This window comes from Geobacter pickeringii (genome assembly GCF_000817955.1).
Lineage (GTDB): Bacteria > Desulfobacterota > Desulfuromonadia > Geobacterales > Geobacteraceae > Geobacter > Geobacter pickeringii.
Genome location: NZ_CP009788.1, coordinates 1,762,934 through 1,775,950 on the forward strand (window position 1 = coordinate 1,762,934; position 13,017 = coordinate 1,775,950).

Annotated in this window: 14 protein-coding genes; all 14 read left to right on the plus strand. The window is 55.6% G+C overall.

Annotated elements, in window-relative coordinates; genetic code table 11:
- Window positions 1-4: 4 nt before the first annotated feature.
- The 14 genes from GPICK_RS07855 (at window position 5) to rpmF (ending at window position 12,991) form a co-directional block, all read left to right on the plus strand.
- Window positions 5-622 carry a DUF448 domain-containing protein gene (locus GPICK_RS07855; protein ID WP_039741922.1) on the plus strand — a complete coding sequence of 206 codons (618 nt, stop codon included), beginning with the start codon at window positions 5-7 and terminating at the stop codon, window positions 620-622.
- On the plus strand, window positions 600-3,203 hold the full coding sequence (gene infB / locus GPICK_RS07860; protein WP_039745510.1) for a translation initiation factor IF-2: 2,604 nt from the start codon (window positions 600-602) through the stop codon (window positions 3,201-3,203). Before GPICK_RS07855 ends, infB begins: the two co-directional genes overlap by 23 nt.
- A gap of 61 nt (window positions 3,204-3,264) precedes the next feature.
- On the plus strand, window positions 3,265-3,621 hold the full coding sequence (locus tag GPICK_RS07865) for a ribosome-binding factor A (protein ID WP_039741924.1): 357 nt from the start codon (window positions 3,265-3,267) through the stop codon (window positions 3,619-3,621).
- Entirely contained in the window at window positions 3,614-4,564 is a 951-nt protein-coding gene (locus GPICK_RS07870; protein WP_039741926.1) for a DHH family phosphoesterase, read from the plus strand. The genes GPICK_RS07865 and GPICK_RS07870 overlap by 8 nt, the downstream gene beginning before the upstream one ends.
- Before the next feature lie 3 nt (window positions 4,565-4,567).
- Window positions 4,568-5,485: a tRNA pseudouridine(55) synthase TruB gene (truB, locus tag GPICK_RS07875; RefSeq protein WP_039741928.1), complete on the plus strand. Its 918-nt coding sequence runs from the start codon at window positions 4,568-4,570 to the stop codon at window positions 5,483-5,485.
- Window positions 5,486-5,595: 110 nt separating this feature from the next.
- Window positions 5,596-5,862: a 30S ribosomal protein S15 gene (gene rpsO, locus GPICK_RS07880; protein ID WP_084201381.1), complete on the plus strand. Its 267-nt coding sequence runs from the start codon at window positions 5,596-5,598 to the stop codon at window positions 5,860-5,862.
- A gap of 235 nt (window positions 5,863-6,097) precedes the next feature.
- Window positions 6,098-8,191: a polyribonucleotide nucleotidyltransferase gene (gene pnp / locus GPICK_RS07885; protein ID WP_039741931.1), complete on the plus strand. Its 2,094-nt coding sequence runs from the start codon at window positions 6,098-6,100 to the stop codon at window positions 8,189-8,191.
- 51 nt (window positions 8,192-8,242) lie between these two features.
- Window positions 8,243-9,499, plus strand: coding sequence for a M16 family metallopeptidase (locus GPICK_RS07890; protein WP_039741933.1), 1,257 nt, complete (start codon window positions 8,243-8,245; stop codon window positions 9,497-9,499).
- A gap of 7 nt (window positions 9,500-9,506) precedes the next feature.
- A complete protein-coding gene (gene dut / locus GPICK_RS07895) occupies window positions 9,507-9,956 on the plus strand; it encodes a dUTP diphosphatase (RefSeq protein WP_039741936.1) in 450 nt (149 codons plus the stop codon).
- Window positions 9,957-9,973: 17 nt separating this feature from the next.
- Window positions 9,974-11,077 (plus strand): aminopeptidase, encoded by a 1,104-nt coding sequence (locus GPICK_RS07900; RefSeq protein ID WP_039741937.1) that lies wholly within the window; start codon window positions 9,974-9,976, stop codon window positions 11,075-11,077.
- Between the two features lie 4 nt (window positions 11,078-11,081).
- Entirely contained in the window at window positions 11,082-11,693 is a 612-nt protein-coding gene (locus tag GPICK_RS07905; RefSeq protein ID WP_039741939.1) for an L-threonylcarbamoyladenylate synthase, read from the plus strand.
- Between the two features lie 2 nt (window positions 11,694-11,695).
- Complete coding sequence (locus GPICK_RS07910) at window positions 11,696-12,055, plus strand: hypothetical protein (RefSeq protein WP_039741941.1); 360 nt, start codon at window positions 11,696-11,698, stop codon at window positions 12,053-12,055.
- A gap of 200 nt (window positions 12,056-12,255) precedes the next feature.
- Window positions 12,256-12,795, plus strand: a complete 540-nt coding sequence (locus tag GPICK_RS07915; protein WP_039741943.1) for a YceD family protein — start codon at window positions 12,256-12,258, stop codon at window positions 12,793-12,795.
- 13 nt (window positions 12,796-12,808) lie between these two features.
- Complete coding sequence (gene rpmF / locus GPICK_RS16960; protein WP_084201382.1) at window positions 12,809-12,991, plus strand: 50S ribosomal protein L32; 183 nt, start codon at window positions 12,809-12,811, stop codon at window positions 12,989-12,991.
- Window positions 12,992-13,017 lie beyond the last annotated feature (26 nt).

The window sequence follows — 13,017 nt, forward strand, 5'->3', positions numbered from 1 at the left end:
TTTGATGCCGCGAAGTGCACCCCAAAGGTCATGTCTCGGTTGTCGTGAAACGCGGGACAAGGGAGATCTGCTCCGATTCGTCCTCTCTCCCGATGGCACGCTGGTGCCCGATGTCTTGGCAAAGCTTCCCGGCAGGGGCGCATATACGTGTTTCAGCAGCATCTGCGTGACGAAGGCTGTCGAGCGCAAACAGTTCTCCCGGGCTTTTCGTTGCGATGTGGTGGTGCCGCCTGCAGAGGAACTCACCAGCCAGATCGCTGCCCGTCTCACGGAGCGGGTCGCCTCCTATCTTGCCTTGGCCAACAAGGCTGGCAAGATAATTTCAGGCAGCGATATGGTCATGGAGCGGCTTCGGAAGGGAGGAGGCGTTGGCCTTGTCCTGCTCGCTTCCGATATCTCCGGGGATATCGGAGATAAAGTTGCCGGTCTGGCGAAACGAGGCGGTGTTCCCTGTCTGCGTATGCTTGACAAGGACCGTTTCGGCGAGCTTCTCGGCAAGGGTTTGAGAAGTGTGCTGGCAGTGATGGTGAGCGGTTTTGTTCCATCTATTCTTAACGAAGTGAAACGATACGGTAATTTCCTTGATGGGGGTGGGGTGGATGAGCAAGATCCACGTGTATGAACTGGCGAAGCAGTTGGGGATTGAAAATAAAGAGCTTATTGCCAGGCTCAAGAGTCATGGCATCGAGGTGAAGAGTCACATGTCGGCTCTTGAGGAAGATGAAGTGAAGAAGGTGACCGCACCCGCTGCGCCCCCCAAGGCCGTTTCAGCCAAGGAGCAGGACGAGATTCGCGTGACGACGACCGTTATCCGCCGCCGTCCGAAAGCGGTGGAAGCCCAACCGGAAGTGCCCGAGGCGCCGGCGCTTGAGGCTCCGGCAGCGGTTGTCGAGGCAGCGGAAATTGCGCCTCCTGTTGAAGAACCCGTCGTAACACCTGAACCGGTGCCGGCGGCTCCGCCCGAAAAACCAGTCGCGCCAGTTCCGCCGGCACCGGCTCAAGAGGCCCCCGCTGCGGTGGAGCCGCAGCCTGAGATGCCGACTGCGAACCGTGCCCGGATCCTCGGGCGGGTGGAACTTCCCGGTATCACCACCAAACCAGCCGCCAAGCCTGCCGAGAGACGGGAGGTCGTGATCCCGCCCAAGCGCAAGATGGAGGAGCGGATCATGACACCCGCTCCATCCGAGCGTCCTGCTGCACCTGCTCCCTCCGCCGACCAGAAGAAGGGGGGGCGCAAAAAGGAATTCGTTGCGGCCCCGCCTGAGCCGGATCGCGGTGCAAAGAAAGGAGTGGCTCCGGCTGCGAAGAAGAAAGAGGCGTTCAAGAAGAGCGAGATGCTCGAGCGGCGCGAGCGTGTGTTCGAGCCCGGTCCCAAAGCAGGGAAGGGGAAGCGCCGGGACAAGGAATATGTGAGCGCCGGCCGAAAAACCGAAATTACCGTTCCGAAGGCCATTAAGCGGATCATCAAGATCTCCGAGTCCATCACCGTCGGCGAGCTCGCCAAGAGGATGGGGGTGAAAGCAACCGATTTGATTCGTGTCCTCATGAAGATGGGGATGATGGTCACCATCAACCACCCTCTTGACGTTGATACTGCTACGCTGGTTGCCAACGATTTCGGGTACGAGATCGAAAACGTCGCCCTCGACGTGGACGAAATCCTGGAAGCGGTCCCCGATGCGCCGGAAAGTCTGGTGAAGCGTCCCCCGGTGGTCACCATCATGGGTCACGTTGACCACGGCAAGACCTCGCTCCTCGATGCCATTCGCGAGGCGAATGTTATTGCCGGTGAGGCAGGCGGGATCACTCAGCATATCGGCGCCTACGACGTCGAGTTGAACGGACGCAAGATCACCTTCCTCGACACACCTGGCCACGAGGCGTTTACTGCCATGCGCGCCCGGGGAGCAAAAGTTACCGATATCGTTATCCTTGTCGTGGCGGCCGATGACGGCGTCATGCCTCAGACCCGTGAAGCGGTGAACCATTCGAAGGCTGCCGGCGTGCCGATCATTGTTGCCATCAACAAGATTGACAAACCGGAAGCAAAGCCTGAGCGCGTCAAGCAGGAGCTTATGGAGCTCGGTCTCGTTTCTGAGGAATGGGGTGGTGAAACCATCTTTGTTGAGGTTTCGGCTAAGAAACGGATCAACCTTCCCGAACTTCTGGAAATGGTTCTGCTGCAGGCCGACGTCATGGACCTCAGGGCCAATCCCGACAAGGAAGCTCGCGGAACCATCGTTGAAGCGAAGCTGGATCGTGGTCGCGGACCGGTCGCTACGGTTCTCGTTCAGGAAGGTACCCTCAAGAATGGCGATTTCTTCGTGGCAGGCGTTCACTATGGTCGGGTACGCGCCATGCAGAACGATCGTGCAGAGAAAGTGCAGTCGGCGGGGCCGTCGATGCCGGTGGAGGTAATCGGTTTCACGGGAGTTCCCGATGCCGGAGACGTCTTCATCGGGATGAATGACGAGAAGCGTGCCAAGGAAATAGCCTCACACCGCCAGCAGAAGCTGCGCGAGACCGAGCTTGCCAAGCACAGCAAGATGTCTCTGGAGCAGCTCTACGACAAGATTCAGAAGGGCGAGGTCAAAGACCTCAACGTTATTGTCAAGGCCGACGTACAGGGATCAGTGGAAGCGGTTGCCGAATCCCTCCGCAAGCTCTCCACTGCCGCCGTACGACTCAACGTCCTTCACTCGTCGGTCGGGGCGATTACCGAAACCGACGTCAACCTCGCCACCGCCTCCAGTGCGATCATCCTCGGCTTCAACGTCCGTCCCGAGCCGAAGGCCTCGGCTCTGGCGGACAAGGAAGGGGTCGACGTCCGTCTTTACAACATCATCTATGACGCGGTCGAGGATATCAAAAAGGCGATGGAAGGCCTGCTTGAGCCGACCCTGCGTGAAAAGTACCTTGGCCGTGCCGAGGTCCGCGAGGTCTTCTCCGTGCCAAAGGTCGGCAACGTGGCCGGCTCGTACGTTCAGGACGGCGTCATGAAGCGCAATGCCCAGGTTCGTCTGCTGCGCGACAACGTCGTGATTTACGAAGGAAAGATGTCCAGCCTCCGTCGCTTCAAGGATGACGTGAAGGAGGTGGCAACCGGCTACGAGTGTGGTATTGGCCTTGAGAACTACAACGATATCAAGGTCGGCGACATCATCGAGGACTTCGAGATCGAGAAGGTGGCGGCAACGCTGTAGCGATAGCAGGAGGCGCCGGTTGACACGGTCAGACGGCGCACCGTTCAGGTGAATAAATTACATGCATAAACGTTCTGACAAAGTAGCCGAAGCAATTCATGAGCTCGTATCAGCCCTTCTCGTGAAAGGGCTCAAGGATCCCCGCGTCGGTTTTGTAACCATAACCGCAGTGAAGGTCACCGATGATCTCCATCTGGCAACCATTTATTACACGGTCATCGGCAGCGACGACGAGAAGAAGGCGACGCGTCACGGTCTTGCCAGCGCGGTCGGTTTCATTCGCAAGGAAATCGGGAAGTCGCTCCGCATGAAGTACGTCCCCGATGTCGTCTTCAAGTACGACGAGTCGATCGAGTACGGAAGCCGTATCGACAAGCTTCTCAAGGAAATTGGCACGACGGAAGGCGAACATGATTGAGAGCATAATCGGAGAGATTCGTGCCAACAGGAGTTTTCTCGTAACCACCCATGAGAGTCCGGATGGGGACGCGGTGGGGTCGTCTCTGGCGCTGGCCGTCTACCTCAAGCGACTCGGCAAAGACGTCACGATTCATTTCAACGATCCGGTTCCCGAGTTATATGCGTTTCTTCCGCTTGCCGACACGGTGGTGCAGAACTTGCCCGACCGTGACTACGATGTCTGTTTTGTTCTCGATGTGGGAGAATTCCGTCGGGCGGGACGCCAGGTCACGGAGTGCACGAGGGTAGGTTCCTTCATAAACGTCGATCACCATCTCACCCGCGACAATTTTGGGTCAATCAATTACATCGATCCTTCGGCAGCCGCCACCGGCGTGCTCGTTTACCGTATCATCAAAGCAACCGGTGATCTCATCGACTACGAAATCGCCCTGCCGCTCTATACGGCTATTATTACCGATACCGGTTCTTTTCGCTATTCCAACGCCAATCCCGAGGCGTTCGCCATTTCCAGCGAATTAGTGGCAACCGGCATCAGCACTTGGTCTATCGCGGAAAAACTTTACGAAAGTCAGCCGCGGCAGCGTCTTGAACTTCTTGCGCTCGCACTCTCCACGCTCACCATTTCGGAACGGGGAGATTTTGCATCGATCACGGTTACGCTTGATATGTACCGCCGCACCGGTGCTTGTGCAGAACTGACCGACGGTTTCGTCAACTATCCCCGCTCCATTCGTGGGGTCGAAGTATCGGTTTTTTTCCGTGAAGTCAATGCAGGGCTCTTCAAAGTCGGTTTCCGTTCCAAGGGGACGGTGGATGTCTCAAGTTTGGCAGCCACGTTTGGAGGAGGCGGTCATCACAATGCCGCAGGCTGTACGGTTGAGGGGACCATTAACGACGTCAGGCAGCGGGTCTTTGCGCACTTGGAGCAGGCTCTCTGATCGATGGACGGTTTCATTGTCCTGGATAAACCCGTCGGTATCACCTCCCATGACGTGGTCTCGGCCGTTCGCCGCACCCTACGCCAGAAGAAGGCCGGACATACGGGGACCCTCGATCCCTTTGCTACGGGAGTTCTGCCGGTAGCCATCGGAGAAGGCACCAAGGCCATTCCATTTCTTGATGAGGGAATCAAGGAATATCAAGCTACGATGGTGCTCGGTTCGGTCACCGATACACAGGACTGTACCGGCACGGTAATCCGTCAGAGCGAGTGGGAAGATCTCGCGCCGGAGCGGATCGTGGCAGCCATTCAGTCGTTCGTCGGACGTCAGAGCCAGCTCCCCCCCATGTTTTCTGCGGTGAAGAGAAACGGCGTGCCGCTCTACAAGCTTGCCCGCAAGGGAGAAGAGGTCGAGCGGACGGCCCGTGACATCGAGATATATTCGATTGCCGTTGAGCTCGTCGAATTGCCGCTGGTAACTTTTACCGTCTCGTGTTCGCGAGGGACGTATGTGAGGGCACTTGCCAGCGACATCGGCGAGGCGCTGGGCTGTGGTGCCCACCTCACGGCACTTCGCCGAACAAAGAGCGGTCCGTTTGTCATTGACCATGCGCTTCGACTCGACGAATTCAGGCGGATCGCTGAAGCGGGAGATATCGAGCGACATGTCACTGCTCCCGGCGAGGCACTCGATCATCTCCGGATGCTATGCCTGGCGGACGAGGGGGCAGAGCGGGTTCGACACGGCATGGCCCCGCGGTTGAGTGATTTTACGGCGATGCTTGAAAATGTGCGGGTGGGGGAACAGTTACGGCTTACCTACGGAGGTCACCTGCTAGCCATAGCGGAAAGCCGCGGCGCGCTGTGGTCTGAAAATTCGAAAAACCTCAGGCTTATCAGGGTTTTTAACGAGGTTTAGCTTTACAGATCGCTGGCTTTGTGATACAAAGTCTCTCTATTGCGTCTGCAGCGGCATAGAATTTAACGGTCTGTGATCGTACTATAGAAATGGAAGGAGGTGTTCAGAACGTGCTGGTAACGGATAAGAAAAAGGAGATTATATCTTCGCATAAGCGTCACGACGGCGACACCGGTTCGCCGGAAGTGCAGATCGCTCTTCTCACCGAGCGTATCACTTATCTGACGGATCACTTCAAGATCCACAAGAAAGATCACCATAGCCGTCGCGGCCTTTTGAAGATCGTCGGTCAAAGAAGGCGGCTTCTCGATTACCTGAAGAAAAAGGATGTCGAGAGGTATCGGGCGATCATTGAGAAACTCGGTATTCGTCGTTAAGAAGGGGCAGTATACTCCTCTGGGGTATATTGCCTCTCCTTTTTTCGCTATCCCCGTTTTGCTGCCCTGATATCGTCAGGTTGCGGCGAACGGGGGTCAATTAACAGGTTTGGCATTGGCATGGGCTTAACGGCCCTTTTATTTTTGTTGGGGGCGTGGATTGAGGCACCAAGGAGCTTGGTGATTCGATCGACGGCCCCAACGAACCAAATCAGGCTCAGGAGGCCAGAGAGAAATGAAAGAACAAACAGTAAATGTGGAACTGGGTGGAAGGACCATAACCATAGCCACGGGTAAAATGGCCAAGCAGGCAAGCGGTTCAGTGGTCGTCAGTTGCGGCGACACCATGGTGCTTGTGACGGCTGTGGCAGCCAAGAGCGCACGCGAAGGACAGGACTTCTTTCCGCTTACCGTGAATTACCAGGAAAAAGCCTATGCCGGGGGGAAGATTCCCGGCGGATTTTTCAAGCGTGAAGGGCGCCCGACCGAAAACGAAACTCTCACCTGCCGCTTCATCGATCGTCCCATCCGTCCGCTTTTCCCTGAGAGCTTCCTCAATGAAACCCAGATCATGGCCACGGTCATATCGGCCGAAGAAGACAATGATCCCGGCATTCTTGCGATGATCGGCGCTTCTGCAGCGCTGGAAGTATCCGATATTCCGTTTCTCGGTCCGATCGCCGGCGTCAAGGTTGGACGCGTCGCCGGGCAGTTTGTCTGCAATCCGACCGTTGAACAGCAGAAAATGAGCGATATGGAAGTGGTCGTGGCGGCTAGCCGCGACGCCGTGATCATGGTTGAGGGGAGCGCTGCGGAGGTTTCCGAAAGCGACCTGCTCGAAGCGATTTTCTTTGGCCATGCATCGGTTCAACCGATCATCGAAGCTCAGGTCCAGCTTCGCGCCAAGGCTGGTGTGCCCAAACGCGAGGTTGTCGCAAAGCCCGTCGACGAGGCACTCAAGGCACGTGCGAAGGAGCTTGCCCACGCCAGCATCAAGGAAGCGGTCCGCATCAAGTCAAAACAGGAGCGGCATAATCGGATTGATGCGGTGTCTGCAGATACCCTGACTGCACTTGCCGGAGAATTTGAAGGACGCGAAGGCGAGATCAAGGCGTTTCTTGGTGACTTCGAGTATGAACTTGTCCGCGAGCATATCCTCAAGGATGGAGAGCGGATCGACGGCCGCGACACGAAAACTGTCCGTCCGATTACGTGTGAGGTCAGCGTTCTTCCGAGAGCCCACGGCGCCGCGCTCTTTACCCGCGGGGAAACCCAGGCCCTTGTTGCCGCCACCCTCGGCACGGCAGGTGACGAGCAGCGGATCGATTCTCTGTTCGGCGAGAGCAAGAAGCGCTTCCTCCTCCACTACAATTTCCCGCCGTTCTCCGTTGGCGAAACGAGTATGCGCCTTGCCCCGGGTCGCCGTGAAATCGGCCACGGGATGCTTGCCGAGCGCGCTTTGGAGCGGGTGCTTCCGAAGCATGAAGATTTCCCCTACACGATCCGGATCGTTTCCGACATTCTGGAGAGCAATGGTTCTTCCTCTATGGCGTCGGTCTGCGGCGGTGCGCTTTCCATGATGGACGCCGGGGTGCCGATCAAGGCTCCCGTTGCCGGCATTGCCATGGGGCTCATCAAGGAAGGCGATGACGTTGCCATCCTTTCTGACATCCTTGGTGACGAAGATCACCTGGGCGATATGGACTTCAAGGTCGCCGGTACCGCCGAAGGGGTGACCGCAATCCAGATGGATATCAAGATTACCGGTGTTACCCGTGAGATCATGGGGACTGCCCTTGCTCAAGCAAAGGAAGGTCGCATCCATATTCTCGGGAAGATGGCCGAAACCCTGGCTGCTTCGCGGTCTGAACTCTCTCCCCATGCTCCCCGCATCACCACCATCTGGGTCAAGACCGACAAAATCCGCGACGTCATCGGTTCCGGCGGCAAGAATGTCCGGGGAATCACCGAGGCGACCGGCGTTTCGATCGACATCGAGGATACGGGGCGGATCAACATTGCCAGCACGAGCAAGGAAGCCTGCGACAAGGCAATCAAGATGATCCGCGATCTCACCGCCGAAGCCGAAGAAGGGAAGCTTTACATGGGCACCGTCAAGAAAGTCATGGACTTTGGTGCTTTCGTGGAGATTTTCCCCGGTACGGACGGCCTGGTCCATATCTCCGAACTCGACACGGAACGGGTAAAGAACGTCACCGATGTACTCAAGGAAGGCGACAAGGTTCTCGTCAAGTGCATCGGCATCGACAAGCAGGGCAAGATAAAGCTCTCCCGGAAAGAGGCTTTGGGAGCCGTTCTTCCCGAATAGCCAGCGGCACTTCCGCTGGTAAACTCCTCTGTACAGGGTATAGTTTTATCCATGGTCAGCAAAACAATTCTCGATAACGGTGTCCGGATCATATCCGAGTACATGCCGCATGTACACTCCGTCTCCATCGGGATTTGGGTCGCCAACGGCTCCCGCCATGAACGGCGGGAGCTCAATGGCGTCGCCCATTTCATTGAACATCTGTTGTTCAAGGGGACCGAGCGTCGTACCTCTCTCGATATTGCGCGGGAGATCGATTCGGTCGGCGGGGTGCTCAACGCGTTTACCAGCCGTGAGTACGTCTGCTATTACGCAAAGGTTCTCGACAAGTTTCTGCCGAAGACCGTCGATCTTCTCGCCGATATCTTCCTCCATTCCGCCTTTGATCCTGATGAAATCGAAAAAGAGCGGAAAGTCGTGCTCCAGGAAATCAGCATGCTGGAGGACACCCCCGATGATTTCATCCACGACCTCTTTCATCGCAGCTTCTGGCAGGGGCACCCCCTGGGCATGTCGATCCTTGGCAGCGCCGGCAGCATCGAGGGGCTGACCCGCGACGCAATCCTCGCCCACAAAGATTCAATGTACCGCTCTGATGACATTATCATCTCTGTCGCGGGCAATGTTCGACACGACGAGTTGCTGTCCCTTCTCGAAGGGCTCTTTGGCGCTATTCCCGGGGGAAGCGGGCGGGATTTCTGTCACCTCCCGACCTATGAGAAGCGAGTGGAGATTGTGGAGAAGGATCTGGAGCAGATGCATATCTGTCTGGGAACCAAGGCGCTTCCCCAGAATCATCCCCGGCGCTTCGAGGTTTACCTCATTAACACCATCCTTGGCGGCAGCATGAGTTCCCGGCTCTTTCAGGAGATACGGGAGCGCCTTGGCCTCGCATATTCGGTTTACTCTTATGTGGTTTCCCATACTGATGCCGGTTCGCTTGTAATTTACGCGGGAACAAATCCTGCCAAGCTCGACGATGTGCTTGATATTACCTCTACCGAGTTGAAGCGTCTCAAGACCGAACCGGTCACCAAGTTCGAACTCAACGCTTCCCGGGAGCAGATCAAGGGGAACATGCTGCTTTCCCTCGAAAGCACCGATAACCGTATGACAAAACTGGCCAAAAACGAAATCTATTTCGGCCGCTACATGCCATTGGTGGAGCTCACCGACGGTTTCGACGCGGTAACACCGGAGGGGCTGCTCTCCCTTGCTGAAGAGATTTTCGACGAACGTTATCTGACACTTGCCCTCACCGGACGACTCGAAGGAAAGAGGTGCGAGCCGTCGCGTCTTGTGTTGTAGGTAAGTCGTGAACCGTTGCCTTGTCAAATTTCGCCGTGTTCGTCCCGGCCACGGTATTCCTCTCCCCTGTTACATGACCCAGCATGCTGCCGGCATGGATCTGTGTGCCGTTCTCGATGAAGAGATAACGCTTCTGCCGGGAGAACGTCGGCTGATTCCTACTGGCATCGCCATTTCGCTTCCAGACGGCTTTGAGGCTCAGATTCGCCCCAGAAGCGGCCTTGCTCTCAAGCACGGCATAGCACTTGTCAATTCGCCAGGAACAATCGACCCTGATTATCGGGGCGAAATTGGCGTAATCATCATTAATCACGGTACAGAGCCTTTTGTGGTAAGGCCGGGCGAGCGGATTGCCCAGATGGTCTTTGCCCCGTTTGTGCGCGCCGAGTTGTCCGAGGTGGCCGAGCTCGACGATACGGCACGGGGCGCTGGAGGATTTGGGCATACCGGTACCTGACTGAAAAAGGGGTTATCATGAATGATCCACGTGTACGACAGCTTGCCGAAGTTCTTGTCTGCTATTCCGCCCGCGTTAAAAAGGGAGACGTCGTTCTCATCAATGCATCCGGTACCGAATGCATCCCACTGGTGAAAGAGCTCTATTCCCTTTGCCTTTCCCGGGGGGCAAAATACGTCGAATACTCCTTTCAGATCCCCGAAATCGATCGCCATTTCTACAATTCTGCCACGAAGGCCCAAGCGTCCCATTTTCCTCAACATAAACTCGATTTTATGAAGGAGGTATCGGTCTATATCGGTATCTCGGCGGGGGAAAACTCCATGGTGATGGCTCAGGCGAACCAGGCGAACATGATTGCCTGGTCCAAGACTACACGACCCATCGTCGACAGACGCGTCAAGAATACCCGCTGGGTGATCACCCGCTATCCGACCCATGGCGCCGCACAGGAAGCAAAGATGAGCCTAGAGGAGTACGAAGATTATCTCTTTTCCGCCTGCTGCATCGACTGGCAGGCGGAATCGCGCAAACAGGAGAAACTCAAACGACTCATGGATCGAACGGAATCCGTGCGAATCAAGGCTTCGGATACGGATCTCTCATTCAGCATCAAGGGGCTCGACGGGATAAAATGCGACGGCCGGTTCAATATCCCGGACGGAGAGGTGTTTACGGCGCCGGTGCGTAATTCGGTCGAGGGGCACATCACCTACAACTGCCCCACCGTATACCAGGGAAAAGAGTTTAACGGTATCCGTCTTGAGTTCCGTGAGGGGAAGGTCGTCAAGGCTACCGCTACGGGAATGGATGAGGCACTCAACCGCATTCTCGATACAGACGAAGGTGCCCGCTATATCGGCGAGTTTGCCATCGGGGTCAATCCGAATATTCGCGAGCCGATGCGCAACATCTTGTTCGATGAGAAGATATTCGGTTCCATTCACTTCACTCCGGGGCAGTGCTATGATGAATGCGACAACGGGAATCGATCAGCAGTACACTGGGACATGGTGAAGCTTCTCAGGGGAGATGGCGAGATCTGGTTTGACGATTGTCTCATTCAGAAAGATGGTCTGTTCGTTCAGACGGATCTTCTCGATCTCAACCCGAAGGGGTAACGGAATGCTGTTTCCCATCAACCCAGAGAACCCCCAGCCGCGGCTTGTCGCAAAGGTGATTGATGTCCTGAAGTCGGGGGGGATTATCGCCTATCCCACCGACACGACCTATGGGATTGGTTGCAGTATTTTCAACAAGAAGGGGATCGAGCGGATTTACCTTATCAAGCAGCGAGAGAAGAAAAAGCCGTTTTCCTTTATCTGCTCGGATCTCTCCGAGGTCGCTCGCTATGCCAAGGTGAGCAACTACGCATTCAAGATCATAAAGCGATATCTGCCCGGTCCCTATACGTTTGTTCTTGATGCCACGAGCATCGTTCCCGACCTTCTGGTGACCAAGCAAAAGACTGTCGGGATTCGAATGCCGGACAACCCCATCTGTCTCTCCATCGTGAGAGAACTCGGCCATCCGATCATCACCACAAGTGCAAACGTCTCAGGGGAGGAGCCAATTGGTGATCCTTTCTTGGTTGATCAGGCCATGGGCAAACGGCTTGACATGGTGGTGGATGGCGGAGTACTCACGGCTGATGTCAGTTCCGTGGTGAGTCTGATCGGAGATGCTCCGACGGTGCTGCGGAGGGGAATTGGTGACGTGAGTTGGTGTGGTGACTAGCGATGAGGAAACGGACGCTCCGGCTTGGCATATACTGCATAATTGCTGCGGTTGTCGCGATTACCGCTACCACGTTTTTTCATTCGGCAGTTGCGGAATGGCTGGGGCTGTCGTGGAACGCAGAATCCAAGGTAATCTATCACGGCCTGTTTTGGGGAGGGCTATTCGGCGGTTTCGGAGTGGTCGTGGCTGTTGCCGGACTACTTGCTGGTGATCCACACGGCACCGAATTTTCCGAGCGTTTGGCGCCGCACCTCATTGTCCTCGGAGCGGTGATATTCATATTTATTCTCCTGCTGTTTGCGTCGTTTCGTACTCCAGACTCCCCCATCCTGCGTCCTGGAGAGACCATGACCATCTGATGTTTTGTTTACCTCCAGTGCTTGGTAACAAAAGAACAGTCGGGAAATCTGCTTGCAAAATCAACGGGAATAAGGTAATGAATTTTGCAAGAGCCGCCTGAAAGGGCGGTTTTCGTTTTGCCTCATTTTGCTTGACAATTGGCACCCCATCTATATACTGGTGGGCTTCGGGCTCCGCCAGCGCCATCAGGGAATTTAGTGTGAAATTACGGATTGACGAGATAAAGGATCAACCAAAGCTTCTCATGTTTGAGGAGAAGGCCGAGGTGTTTCCGGTCTTGCAGGAATTGAGCGATTCGGACGAGTGTGAGTTTCTGGGGCCAATCACTGTGGAACTCTCCGTCTGGCGTGAATATGACCATATCCGGGTTCGTGGAAGCGTAGCCACTGCGGTACGCTTGAATTGCTCCCGTTGCCTCACCCCCTTTGAAAGCCATATTCGTTCTGCGTTTACGATGATTTATATGGAGCGGAAGCAAGAGCTTCAGGACGAGGACGAGGTTGAGTTGGGAGAAGAGGATCTCGTTTCCGTAACGTATGTCGGTGATGAGATCGACTTTACGCCTGAAGTAGCCGAGCAGGTTGTCATGGAGCTGCCTCTCAAGCCATTATGTCGCGTTGATTGTCTGGGGCTCTGCACCAGGTGTGGAGCTGACCTTAATGTGGGCGAGTGTGGGTGCGAGCGTGGCTCGTTTAATATCAAATTTGCAGCGCTTAAGAATCTCAAGGTAGAAAAGTAAAAGGAGAAATACGATGGCGGTACCTAAGAAAAAGACCTCCAAATCCCGCAAGAACATGAGAAGAGCTCACGATTTTCTCACTCCCCCGGCCTCCTCGGTATGTCCTCAGTGCAAAGAGCCGAAGCTTCCCCACCGTGCCTGCGCCTCTTGCGGCACTTACAAAGGCAAAGAAGTAATCAAGTCCGAGGAGATTTAGTCATATCTCTTTGCCGTATGCCGATT